General features: G+C 68.5%; 10 protein-coding genes and 3 pseudogenes. 3 read left to right on the plus strand and 10 right to left on the minus strand.

Annotation, left to right across the window (positions count from 1 at the left end):
* Position 1: 1 nt before the first annotated feature.
* Positions 2-820 carry an RICIN domain-containing protein gene (locus tag ACTYVM_RS24155; protein WP_445527964.1) on the plus strand — a complete coding sequence of 273 codons (819 nt, stop codon included), beginning with the start codon at positions 2-4 and terminating at the stop codon, positions 818-820.
* Positions 821-905: 85 nt separating this feature from the next.
* Here the strand turns inward: ACTYVM_RS24155 and ACTYVM_RS24160 are convergent, their stop codons facing one another.
* From ACTYVM_RS24160 to ACTYVM_RS24175, 4 genes are all read right to left on the minus strand, one after another.
* Positions 906-1,583 carry a DUF429 domain-containing protein gene (locus tag ACTYVM_RS24160; RefSeq protein ID WP_445527965.1) on the minus strand — a complete coding sequence of 226 codons (678 nt, stop codon included), beginning with the start codon at positions 1,581-1,583 and terminating at the stop codon, positions 906-908.
* 161 nt (positions 1,584-1,744) lie between these two features.
* Positions 1,745-2,014, minus strand: coding sequence for a hypothetical protein (locus ACTYVM_RS24165; RefSeq protein ID WP_445527966.1), 270 nt, complete (start codon positions 2,012-2,014; stop codon positions 1,745-1,747).
* A gap of 195 nt (positions 2,015-2,209) precedes the next feature.
* Positions 2,210-2,455 (minus strand): Smr/MutS family protein, encoded by a 246-nt coding sequence (locus tag ACTYVM_RS24170; RefSeq protein ID WP_400030874.1) that lies wholly within the window; start codon positions 2,453-2,455, stop codon positions 2,210-2,212.
* Between the two features lie 861 nt (positions 2,456-3,316).
* Positions 3,317-3,766, minus strand: a complete 450-nt coding sequence (locus ACTYVM_RS24175) for a DUF6228 family protein (protein ID WP_445528051.1) — start codon at positions 3,764-3,766, stop codon at positions 3,317-3,319.
* A gap of 212 nt (positions 3,767-3,978) precedes the next feature.
* Between ACTYVM_RS24175 and ACTYVM_RS24180 the strand changes: the two genes are divergently transcribed.
* Positions 3,979-4,494, plus strand: a complete 516-nt coding sequence (locus tag ACTYVM_RS24180) for a GNAT family N-acetyltransferase (protein ID WP_445527967.1) — start codon at positions 3,979-3,981, stop codon at positions 4,492-4,494.
* 197 nt (positions 4,495-4,691) lie between these two features.
* Here the strand turns inward: ACTYVM_RS24180 and ACTYVM_RS24185 are convergent.
* From ACTYVM_RS24185 to ACTYVM_RS24210, 6 genes and pseudogenes are all read right to left on the minus strand, one after another.
* A pseudogene (locus tag ACTYVM_RS24185) lies at positions 4,692-5,008 on the minus strand (IS256 family transposase); the annotation flags it as partial.
* Between the two features lie 128 nt (positions 5,009-5,136).
* Positions 5,137-5,667 (minus strand): tetratricopeptide repeat protein, encoded by a 531-nt coding sequence (locus ACTYVM_RS24190; RefSeq protein ID WP_445527968.1) that lies wholly within the window; start codon positions 5,665-5,667, stop codon positions 5,137-5,139.
* 305 nt (positions 5,668-5,972) lie between these two features.
* Positions 5,973-6,653 (minus strand): annotated as a pseudogene (locus ACTYVM_RS24195) (tetratricopeptide repeat protein); the annotation flags it as partial.
* A 3-nt stretch (positions 6,654-6,656) separates the two neighbouring features.
* Positions 6,657-7,283 (minus strand): CHAT domain-containing protein, encoded by a 627-nt coding sequence (locus ACTYVM_RS24200; protein WP_445527969.1) that lies wholly within the window; start codon positions 7,281-7,283, stop codon positions 6,657-6,659.
* A gap of 163 nt (positions 7,284-7,446) precedes the next feature.
* Positions 7,447-7,884, minus strand: a complete 438-nt coding sequence (locus ACTYVM_RS24205; RefSeq protein WP_445527970.1) for an HflX-like GTP-binding protein — start codon at positions 7,882-7,884, stop codon at positions 7,447-7,449.
* Positions 7,885-7,956: 72 nt separating this feature from the next.
* Positions 7,957-8,175 (minus strand): annotated as a pseudogene (locus tag ACTYVM_RS24210) (IS5 family transposase); the annotation flags it as partial.
* Between the two features lie 922 nt (positions 8,176-9,097).
* Between ACTYVM_RS24210 and ACTYVM_RS24215 the strand changes: the two are divergent.
* Positions 9,098-12,181 carry an NPCBM/NEW2 domain-containing protein gene (locus ACTYVM_RS24215; RefSeq protein ID WP_445527971.1) on the plus strand — a complete coding sequence of 1,028 codons (3,084 nt, stop codon included), beginning with the start codon at positions 9,098-9,100 and terminating at the stop codon, positions 12,179-12,181.
* Positions 12,182-12,210 lie beyond the last annotated feature (29 nt).

Here is a 12,210-nt window from a genome sequence, read left to right on the forward strand (position 1 = left end):
CATGTCCTCGCAGCGCTTCGCCGACACCTTCCGCGACAAGCCGGCCCGTGCCCCGCGCGGCATGGTCCCCGGCCGCCGGGTCTGGGCGACGGTCGGCTGGACCGCCGCCGCGACCGCCACGGTCACCCTGTCCGCCTCGCTGGCGCAGCACGTGACGTTCGGCGACGGCGGCCGTGACGCTACGGCCGTGACCGCCGCGTCCACCGTGCCCGTGGTGGCGGAGTCCGTATCGCCGTCCCCGAGCGAGCCCACGCCGTCGGCGTCCTCCGCCTCGCCGAGCGAGGACCCGGTGAAGCAGCAGAAGACGGTGGAGCACGTCACGGTCCAGCAGCCGCCCGTGCAGCCCCCCACCGAGCGGGCCGAGCAGAAGAAGCCGAGGTCGACCCCGGACGCGACGACCCAGGACAGCAACACCGTGCAGGGGCCCACGGAGGACTTCTCCCGGCCGGTCGGCGCCATCGCCGGCCGCTACGACCCGTTCGTCGGCAAGTGCGTGCAGCTCGTCGACAGCGCGCTCCAGCTCTACACCTGCAACGGCAGCCCCGACCAGCAGTGGGAGTTCGCCGCCGACGGCACCCTCCGGAAGAACGGCCGCTGCCTCTCACTGGCCAACCGCTACACGGACGACGGCACCCGGGTCGTGATGGACGCCTGCGACTCGACCGACGTCATGCAGTGGCGCTACTCGCCCGGTTACGACATCGTCAACGTCGCGGCCGACAAGTGCCTCGACGTGGCCAACGCCGACACTGCGGACGGGACGCCCTTCCAGATCGCCTGGTGCTCTGCCAACGCGGCTCAGAAGTGGAACGTGCCCTGACACCGGGCTCTCGACCCGGGCGGACTGTGCTGGGGGGATGCCGCAGCCGTCTGCGTGCACACGACCTGTTACGTGAAGGAATCAGTCAGTATCGAATCTCGATGAGGCGGCCCTCCACGTCCGGTTCGGGCACCATGGGAACCCGCTCCGCGATCCCGAGCGCGATCCGGTGCGCCGACCAGGCGGCGGCAGTGGCGTCGAGCACATCGTCCACGGCGACCCGATCGGCCTCTCCGAGTTCGTCCGGGAGCACGAGGCCCGCCTCGGCCAGCAGTGCGCGGCGCAGGCTTTGGCCGCGCCAGGTCTTCTTGGCGTAGGCCAGTGGCACCCCGCCGGCCAAGGCGTGGAAGGACACCTCGGGGTGCACCTCGTGAACGCGCTCATCGGCAAGCCAGCACGCCCGAGCCTCGAGAAGTTTCGGTGCCAGCGCCCACGCCTGCCGGCTCAGCCGACTCCCGGTGAGCTCCTGGCACCGGTTTGCGGCTGCCGGATAATCAAGCTCCTGCCACGCGGGCCGTGGCCCGATGAGGAAAACGCTGCTGCGTCGCGTTCCCAGCAGCGCCTTGGCCGCGATATCAGCGGCACGCCAGCCCTTCTCACCAAGACCCAGCGGCATGTCCACCGCGATCGCCGCTACCGCACCGGCACGCTCGATCAGCGTATCGAGAGATACGGCCACCAGACTTCCCGCGTACGCGCCACCGGTGAGCCGAATCCCCACCCACCCCTGCTTACCGCAAGCGTCGATCCCCAGGACGTCCATCCCATCCCCCAGAACCACTCGGACCGAAAGCTACCGGCCCATCCACTGTCGGCAGCGGACGGGCCAGCAGCTGTGACAGGTCGAGCACGCTGACCTACACGTTCTCCGCCGCCCCGATACCACCGGGCAACGCAGCCGCGTCAGGGTGGTCGGCGCGCCGGTCAGGTCTCCATCACGGCATCGCAGTCGGGGCAGATCGCGGTTGCGTACTCCGCGGGGTACCACGGTGTCTCAGGGTGCTCGGAGGGCTTCCAGCGGGTCGTCTCCATGGCGAAGGTGTCCTTGCCGCAGAGGGTTCGTGGTCCGGTCGTGCCGGGGGAACCTGGCGCGGCGGGCGCCGCGTGCACCCGGCGGACGAGCCTCTCCTCACCACGCGGTACGCGTGTGTCCGCCCCTTTGTCGACCTCGTACACGACGACGATCTCGCCCATACCTCCACCATAGGCCGCCGCACGGCCCGACCCGCCCACCTTTCACCGTGACACGGTCGAAAGCGCGAGGTTGACCAGAGGTTCTCGGACGGCTCACCGAGCGGGATGACGAAGGCGACCCGATCCCGAGGCCCGGGGCTTCACCCTGGGGGTCGACCGGGTTTGCCTGATCCGGGGCGTGCAGGGACCGTTTCCTCAGTTGAAGTACACCAGGATGCGGCCGGAGTTGCCCGAGTCGACCTCTCGGCGCACATAGAGCTTGCGGATGTGCTTCTGGTCCAGGAAGGCAAGGACCCGGGCCCTCAGCCGTCCCGATCCCTTGCCGGGGATGATCTCCGCGACCGGTTCACCCGCATGGGACGCCCTGAAGAGAAACTGACGCAACGCGAGCTCGATGTCCCGGTTGTTACGGAAGACCGGGTGGAGATCGAGCGTCATCATCGGGATCCTCCTTCGTTGTCACGGCGAGCCTAGGCCTCCGACTGCAAGATCCACCAGCAGGCCTCCCACAGAATCACCCGTAGTACTTGGGCACCCGGACGCCGCCATCGCCTCGCTTGAGCTGCTGGACGCACGTAAACCCTTACGGCCGGTTCGAGCTCGACATGAATAATCGGCTCGACCTCACCCAGGCGCTCACGGTGCCCGGCCCCGCACGGCGCCAGGCTCGGAGGTCCCGGGTACGACCGGATCGGCGTCCTGAGCAGTGGATAAGACGCGTCTCCCGGTGTCGGAGAGTCAATGCCCCGCAGCGGACCAGAGCCGGGCTTACGCCACACAGAACTCGTTGTCCTCCGGGTCTTGCCTGATCCATCAGTGCCCGGCCGGCCCCTTGTTCATCTCTCGGACGCGGGTCGCCCCCAAGTCTTCCAGTCCCACACCAGCTTGTCGAGGCCGCCGGGTTCGCTGTGGATGTCGAGGTGCAGGCGGTTCTTGCCCGTCTTGCCTACGGGCACGTCCTGGAAGAAGCAGTCTCAGCCGCGGCCGACGCCGCTGGTTTCGTCGAACGGGTCCTCGGCGTGGCGGATCGCGGCCTAGCCGCGGAAGGTCAACGAGGCAGCTGCCCGTCCGGCCCTGGCCCCCGCCATCACGTCGGCCGGGAAGCGGCAGTGGGCCGGGGCTCCCGGTGGCACACACCTGTCGGCCACCGTCGCCCGGGATGCCGTCGAGCTGCTGACCGGCCCCTTCGCCCACCGCATCCGCACCTGCGTCGCCGAGGACTGCCACCTCACCTACGCCGACATCTCACGCCCCAACTCGGCGCGTTGTGCCGGTCATAGACGACTGACGAGCTGTCTCCGCTCACTGCAGCGGATCAGACTCCAAGAAGGTACGCATCTCGATGGCAAGGTGACGCATGTCCTCTCCCGGAGCATGACTGGTCGTCATTTCGAAACGCCACTCGTCGTCGGGGAGCCGGTCGTGCAGCCCCCACGTCAATCGGACGTGTGATCCTGCGTGCTCGGCAGCCAGCGTCAGGTCGTCCTCGAGAGAGCGCCAGGTCCGGGTGCCGTCCCATCCTCGAAACTCTTCTGCCAGCTCGGCAAGAAAGACATCGAGGCCGTCACCGTCCCAGGTCCTCACCATGACCTCAATGCGCACCGACTCACCTTGAGCCGTCACGAGGAAGTCGCGCATCAAGTCATCACGCTCTTCCGGGAAGGAGCGTGACAGCTGGTGGAAGCGCAGGCTGATCGCTCGATAGCGGTCCCCTCCGACGTGGACAGCTGGGTTGGTCTCGTCTTCCTCCATCACGAGTGCAGGCGACGGGCAAGGGCATCACGGGCGGCGGACCGCTCACCGTTCCCTGGACGATGTGACGGGCCCCGCAGCAACACACGGCCGCGACCACGAGACTGAAATCCGTTTGCTGCCGGGTGAGTTCAGGGCCACGCTTACGTCCATGACCTCGCTGAATCGTGACCAGACGCCGTTGAACACCACGACGAACGAGGACCACAGACGTGACCCGCATCATCCGTGACTACACCCCCGCAGACGAAGCATCATGGCTCCGCTGCCGGGTGCTCTCCTTCCTGAACACCCCCTATTTCGACGACGTTCGCCAGACAAAGCCAGAGATCCCTGCACCAGGCTTCGAGCTGGTTGCCACAGAAGACTCCGGGATCGTACTCGGCGCCATGGATGTGACGGTCGACGGCGACCTAGCCACCATCGACACGGTTGCTGTCCATCCCGACCATCAGCACCAAGGACACGGCCGGGCACTCCTCGCAGAAGCCCAAGCTCGCGCACGCGCCTTGGGCCTGAACACGCTCGATGCCTGGACCCGAGACCTCCCTGACACCCTGCGCTGGTATCGAGCCATGGGGTTCACCGAAAGCAGCCACTACCTGCACGTCTACGCGAACTACTACGCCGAGCCCGGGGAACCGGACCGAGCCATAGGAATCCGGCGACAGGGACTGGAACCGATGGCTGCCTCCTGCACGCCAGCCTCAACGAAGAACAGCAGTTGAGGAACGAGTTCACGCGCATCCATGTCTGCCGTCGGTTCGCCATGCCCCTCTGATGGGGGTGCCCGTCCTCTCGAGCCCACGACGGCCACCGGACTGCCGTCATTTCTCGTGCGTTGGCCGAGGGGGGATTCGACCGCTAACGATACGGTCGTGGTCGCGCAAGGACAGCTCCGGCTGCAAGGTCCGCCAGCAGGCCTCCCCCAGCCGCCGAACTGCTCCAACGCGGGAACGAAGTCCCCGGACGATAGTCCGGGGAGATAGAGCAGCGGCAGCAGCTCCGACACCTTGGGCGACTTGCGGCACCACGGGGCCAGGATCTGCGGGGCCGGTGGTGCCCGTTGCGGACCACCAGGCGGTGCCCGCGCTCGTCCCGCTCGGACGCCAGCTCGGCTATGTACTGGTTGACTTCCTCCTCCTGTGCGGCGGCCAGCATCCGGCGGGCTCCCTCGCGGACGATCTCGTCGATCAGGGAGCTGGACTCGAAGTTGCCGTCGTCGTTCACTACGCTCAGCACGGGGCCGGATGACTTATCGCAGAGCCGTGCCGGTTCCTACCCACGCGGAGGAACCGGCACGGCGGCTCACTGCGACATTCCAAGCTCAGTCGGACGGCTCGGAACCGACGCCGAACCCGGCTGCCTTATCACCAGTCCGGGCGGTTGAGCGCTAGTGACGCCCGGTGCGCCGCCAGTGCCCGCACCAGCGGGTGTCCAAAGCCGAGTCCCTCGATGATGTCTGCCAGGCGCCCCTCCAGGAGATCCTGGTGCTCCTGCATGCGCTCCAGTTGCAGGAGCAGGGAGATCACGGTCACGGCCGCCATCAGGGTTTCGTGGTGGATGCGGCCCAGGCTGCGGTCTGCCTCTGCCAGGGCCCCCTCGGCCTCCGCCAGGGCCGACTCGACCGCACCTCGCGCCTGCAATGCGTAAGCCATCCGGTAGCGGGGGGAGACAACGACTGGATGTCCGGACCCCAAGGAGGTCCGCCCCAGCTTGATGGCCTCCTGGTAACCAGTGACGGCCTCGTCGTAGCGGCCCAGGTTACGCACGACTGTGGCGCGTTCGACGAGCGCGGCGACGGCCTCTTGGGTGGGTTCGCCGTACGGTCCGACGAACACGGCGACCCTCTGCTCCACTTCGGCAAGTTCAGCGGCCTGGTCTGCGCCGTCGCGCTCCATACGGGCACGGAAAAGGGCGGCACGTACGGCGAGGGTGTCCGTGTCGTCCTCGCCGAGCGCGGCTTCGAACTCGGGCAGTATGGCTTCCCACAGGGCGATGGCCTCGTCGCGGCGCCCGGCCCGGCCTGCTCGGTGATGACTGCAAGGTTGTTGCGGGCCATCAGTGTGCTCCGGTCGGCGGGCCCAAGCACCTTGGTGTGGTGGGCGATGAGGCCCTCCACAATGTGTGCGGACTTCTCGTAGTCGCCGAGGGTGAGGTAGATGCCGCCGAGATTGTTGTGGGCGTGCCATACGTCGGGGTGGTCCGGGCCGAGCAGCGCGGTGCGGGCCGCGATGACCTTCTCCAGCAGCCGTGCGCCGCGCCGGTGTTCGCCCGCCTGGTCGTATACGGAGGCCAGGTTGGCCCGCATCGTCAGTGTTTTGGGTTCGTCCGGCCCCATATGTGTCTCGGCGGTTCGAGCGACCCGTTCGGCCAGCGGGACGGCGGCCGACCCCATCCCGTTCTCCAGCAGCAGCACGACGACCCGGTTGAGGAGGGTGGCCCCTTCCGGGGTGTCGTCTTCGGGGCGAGTCAGGGCAGTCCACTGGGTGAGGTGAGGCAGCAGCCGCAGGCAGCGCACGGTCTCCTCCGGAGAGCCGGGTTCGCCCAGGTGCGCGTGAAGGATGCGCAGGGCCTGGTCCCGGCCCTCACTACCGAAGACGGCGTGGACTCCGCGCCGGGTGGCCTCGGCAAGCGTGAAACCGCCGTCCGGCCGGGGAGTGAGGAGCCCGGCCGCGGCGAGAGCGGAGAGTTCGACGGGGTCCGGTGGGCCGGCAGGCCCCGAGAACAGGTCCAGAGGGATGGGGTCGCCGTCGAGCCAGGCCGCCGCTGCCAGCAAGACGCGGGCGGCGCCGCTCAGCGCGGCCAGCCTGGCAGTCAGGTTCCCGACCAGGCCGGGCGGCGTCAGCCCTCCAGGGTGGTCGGCCGTCGAATTCGGGTCGGTCATCGCTCAGGCCCCCGTGTGGATGTACGACGCCCAGATGGAGGGAGTGGCTGGGTACCAGGCGCGCAGTTCTCGCACTGCCGTATGGAGCGCGAACGCGGCCTCGTCAGTGCGCGGCGGATGGGCCCCGGAACTGGTGAGGTGGGCGTAGAAGGTACGGAAGACCTCACCCGCGGTGGCGTCGCTGACGGGCCACAGCGCGCCGATCACATGCCGGAATCCGGCGAGCTGGAATGCGCCGGTGAGGTGCAGCGCCTCGTCGGTCAGGTCGGGGCTGATCTCCGCCGTACTGCAGGCGGACAGCGCGGCGAGCTGACGTCCGTGCAGGTGCAGGGCAGCGAGTTCGGCGACGGTCAGGGGCGTGCTTTCGTGGTCCGCGAGCAGCAGGCGGCTGGTGCCGGGGGAGTGGACGTCGGTCATGGCGTGGCAGGCCAGGTGCACGGCGTCGTGCTCGCCGAGTGCGGCGAGGACGGCCTCCTTGGTGGCGTCGGCATCCTTGATGAGGGTGGTATTGGGGAGCAGGGCCCGCACGGCGGCCACTTCGACCGCGACACCGCGCAGCGAAGAGGCACCGGGCGCCTCAGGCTGGGCGACGATCAGAGTGCGCGGGCGTGCCTGGCATGCGGCGTACATATTCCAGGGAACGCAGGCTCGCGGTGTACGAGGAGACCACGCGGTCCAGCACCCCCTCTTCGGAGGAGCGGCCCGCGGCACCCGTCAGGTCCTCTTCCGCCAGCCGGAACACCGGGGGTCGGACTACCAGGGCCTGTTTCAAAAGCCCGCTTCGAGTGAGCGGTCAGTTGGCGGCGAGGATGTCGGAAAGACTCACAGCGGGGCGGCCAAGCAGCGCTGTTAACGCGCGCTCCTGGCGCTCGGTCAAGGAGGCAACGAAGATCACTGCGTCAGCGTTGGCCTGGTCGCAGGCCTGAGCTACCTCACGGACTTTTCCATAGCTCAGCAGAGTCCGCGAGGAGTAGGGCAGGCCCATCTTCTGGACCCCACCGTCCGAGACGCCTCGTCGCTGCACAATTTGCACGACGACCCGAGCACCGTGCGCTGCCAGTTCTGTGGCTGCCGACGCCATGAGTGTTTCGAAGTTCTTCTGCTTCGCAGAGAAGTAGCCGACCAGGACTACATCAGCGCCGACGGCCGTAAGCCGAGATGCCTGGTGTCGGGCCGGCTCCGGTGGCGCACGGCGAGCCAGGCGCCGATCGCGCCTTCGGGGCTGATGCATGGACCACAGGCTAGATGCCTGGCTACCTGCACCGATACCGTGTTTCTCGCTGACCGAGGTTGGCGAGCAAGATCAGAGCCACTCGTTAATGACGGCGATGGTGACGGTGGCCTCGTAGCGGACGGCCGGCTTGTCGTATCTCGTAACCACCGCTCGATGGCGCTTGAGGCGGTTGATCCCGCACTCGACCGCGTGGCGCATACGGTAGTCGGCCTTGTCGAACTTCGGCGGACGACCACCGCGGGCGCCTGGCTTCTTGCGATTGCGGATCTGGTCGGACTTCTCCGGGATCTCGTCGGCGAAGACCTCCGCCAGGCGGTCCAGCACTCGAATCAGGCAGGCTCCCCTTGGGGAAAGCCGCCCGGGCCACCGGCGCGGTCTGCTCAGGGACCTCCGGCAGCCCCTCCGGCAGCCCCTTCGGCTGCAACGACATCCGCACCATCTCCCCTGCGGCCGCACGGCGGGAAAGCGACCACGGGAACGATGATCTCGTCAACACCCCACTCCCCGCAGCGAATTGCGCAGCAGAGTCCTGGGCGACGGCATAGTCGGCATGTTCATGGATGCCGACGGCAAGAAGTCCGTCGGGTCGATCAAGAACGATGCCCCCTACGTAGACGGCGAGTCGGCCGGCTGGGGCGGCAGCCAGCCCGTCGCCAGGAGCACCCACCGGTCGCCGTCCTGGCCGGCAATTGAACAGCCAGTGCGGGTGAAGCGGTCGCGGTGGCCTTCCGCGGGCGTCCGGAGACCCGCTTCTTCGGCGAACAGACCAATCCCCGAAGTCAAGGACGCGGACCGAACCGACCGCACCTGTGACGCAGCGATCCCACCGGATGAGGAGATCGTCAAGGGCCCCCGCCCAGTAGTGCGTCACCGGGACGAAGTCCTGGAAGCAGCCCAGAGTTGGCTGCTCAAGCAAGCCGCCTGCCCACGACCGTGATGCTGCCGGGCCAGGCTCCTTGGAGATCTCGTAGCTGAGCGGGGCGCGGCGATGACCAGGGTACGCGGAGCCGCACGCGTGCCATCCAGCCGCCGGCGCCGTGCCGCCGAGCCGCTCGGCACCCGCGCTCACCTCACCCGGTACGCACTCTGGTCACAGGCGTTCCCGGTGCGCTATACCTTCTGCGCGTGATTGATTGTGCTTGATTCATCGGCGTATCAAGCAAGTTCAAGCAAGTGCCCCACGCCGATCGACGTGTGCGAAGGGATCGACATGAGCGCTCCATCCCGCAGACGCAAGGCTTTCCGTTCCAGAGGGGCGGTCCTGGCCGCCACAGCTCTGTTCGCCGTCCTGGCGGCCGAGGTCGGACCGGGCGTGCCAGCCGAAGCCGCGACCGCCACCGCCGCCGGGACCCCAACCGTCATCGGGGCGGTCACCGGGTTCTCCCGGTCCGGCGCCGCCTACACCTTCACGGCGGGCGCGGCGAAGGCCAGGGTCAGTTTCGTCTCGGCCGACACCTTCCGCATCGAGGTGGCCCCCGACGGCACGTTCACCGACCCCGTCGGCGGCGATGTCGTGCTGCCACAGGGCGATCCACCGGCCACCCGCTGGACCGACCGCGGTGACCGCTACGAGCTGTCCACGAACAAGGTGACCCTGCGGGTGTACAAATCGCCACTGCGGTTCGCCCTGTACCGCGCCGACGGCACCCGCCTGTGGGAGGAGACCCGCGGCATCAGCTGGGACGGCACCGCCACCACCCAGACGCTCACACGCGGCGCCGACGAGCAGTTCTACGGCACGGGCGAGCAGAACGGCAGTGGCAACACCTCGCATCGCGGCAAGACGCTCAAGGTGGGCGTCGACTACAACTGGGACGAGGGCGGCCACCCCAACTCGGTGCCGTTCTACCTCTCCTCGGCGGGCTACGGCGTCTACCGCAACACCTACGCCCCGGGAACCTACGCCTTCACCGACCCGGTCACCACCACCGAGCAGGAGAACCGGTTCGACGCCTACTACTTCGCAGGCGGTTCCACCAAGGACGTCATCGGCCAGTACACCAAGCTCACCGGGCGCCCCATGCTTCCCCCGATCTACGGTCTGGAGGTCGGCGACTCCGACTGCTATCTGCACAACGCCAACCGGGGCGAGCGCCACACCCTGGACGCGCTCAAGGTCGCCGACGACTACGTCAAGAACGACATGCCACTGGGCTGGATGCTCGTCAACGACGGCTACGGCTGCGGCTACGAGAACCTCGCCGAGACCGCGAAGGGCCTCAACGACCGCGAGATGCAGATGGGCCTGTGGACCCAGGACGGTCTGGCCAATCTCGCCGACCAGGTCAAGGCGGGCCAGCGGGTGGCCAAGCTGGACGTGGCCTGGGTGGGCCCGGGCTACAAGTTCGCCCTGGACGGGTGCAAGGCCGCCTACCGCGGCATCGAGGAGAACAGCGACGCGCGCGGTTTCACCTGGGCCCCGGAGAGCTGGTCCGGCGCCCAGCGCTGCGGTGTCCAGTGGAGCGGTGACCAGTCCGGCAGCTGGGACTACATCCGCTGGCAGATCCCCACGTACGCCGGTGCCACCATGTCGGGTCTCGCGTACACCAGCGGCGACGTCGACGGCATCTTCGGCGGCAGCGCCAAGACCTACACCCGCGACCTGCAGTGGAAGTCGTTCCTGCCGGCCGTGATGACGATGGACGGCTGGGCAGCCACGGACAAGCAGCCCTACCAGTACGGGGAGCCGTACACCAGCATCAACCGCAAGTACCTCAAGCTGAAGGAATCCCTGCTGCCGTACATGTACACCTACGCGGCACAGGCCAACCGCACCGGTGTCGGCGCGGTCCGGCCGCTGGCGCTGGAGTACCCCGACGACCCGAAGGCGGCGAGTGACGCCGCCAAGTACGAGTTCCTCACCGGTGAGGACTTCCTGGTGGCGCCCGTCTACAGCGACACCACCGTCCGGGACGGCATCTACCTGCCCAAGGGCGACTGGATCGACTACTGGTCCGGGCGCACGTACCACGGCCCGACCACGGTCGACGGCTACCAGGCTCCCCTGGACACCCTGCCGCTGTTCGTCAAGGCGGGGGCGTCGATTCCGATGTGGCCAGGCGTCAACTCCTACCAGGACCGCACCGCGGACTCCCCGCTCGCCTGGGACGTCTACCCGCAGGGCCGCACCTCCTTCACCCTGTACGAGGACGACGGTGTCACCCGGCAGCACCGGCAGGGCAAGTACGCCGAGCAGCGGGTGACGGTGACCGCCCCGGACAGCGGAGCGGGAGCGGTGCGCATCGCGGTCGGCGCCGACGCCGGTGACTTCGACGGCAAGCAGAAGAGCCGCCCGTACCGGTTCACCGTGCACACCGGCTCCGCCCCGCAGCACGTGGCCCTGGACAACGGTGCGCTGCCCCGGCTCACCTCCAAGGCCGCCTTCGACGCCGCCGGCCAGGGCTGGTGGTACGACGCCTCCGACCGGGGCGGCGTCGTCCAGATCAAGACCCGCAGCATCAGTACCGGCCGGGCCTTCCAGGTCGACGTGGACGGCGCGAGCGCGGTGGGTGGCAAGGTCCCCGGGGCGACGGGCACGGTCTCGGTCGCGCCGCCCGAGGAGGTCGGCGCCGGAGTGTCCGAGAAGGTCACGGTCGGGTTCACCGCGGGTCGCACGGGTGCCGGGGCCACCGAGCTGTCCCTGAGCGCACCCGACGGCTGGACCGTCTCACCGGCACGGACGCTCGGCCGTCTGAAGCCGGGGGAACGGGCGAGCGCGGAGTTCACCGTGACCGCGCCGGCCGACGCCGGTGTGGGCGAGGCGGTGCTCACCGGCACCGCCCGCTACCAGGCGGCGGGTCAGGACGCGGTCGCCACGCAGCGGGCGGCGGTGCGCACCATGCCCGCCCCGCCCAAGGGTGACGCCTGGGCCAGTGATCTGCCCTGGCTGAACGCCACCAACGGCTGGGGACCGCCCGAACGCGACCGCAGCAACGGGGAGTCGGCGGCCGATGACGGCCACCCGCTCACCTTGAACGGCACCACCTACGCCAAGGGCATCGGCGCGCACGCCGACTCCGACATCGAGTTCTGGCTCGGCGGCCAGTGCTCCTCGTTCACCGCCGTCGTTGGCATCGACGACGAGATCGACGGCTACGGCGGCGTGTCCTTCTCCGTCGTCGCCGACGGAAGGACGCTGTGGTCCTCCCCCACCGTCAGCGGCAAGTCCGATCCCGTGCCGGTGAACGTAACACTGGACGGGGCCCGTCACGTCCATCTCGTCGTCACCGACACCGACGGCACGAAGTCGGGCGACCACGGCGACTGGGCGGACGCGAAGTTCCACTGCGTCTGACGCCGCCGCGGCAGCGCCAGGCCCCGCGT

The organism is Streptomyces cyslabdanicus, from assembly GCF_052663305.1.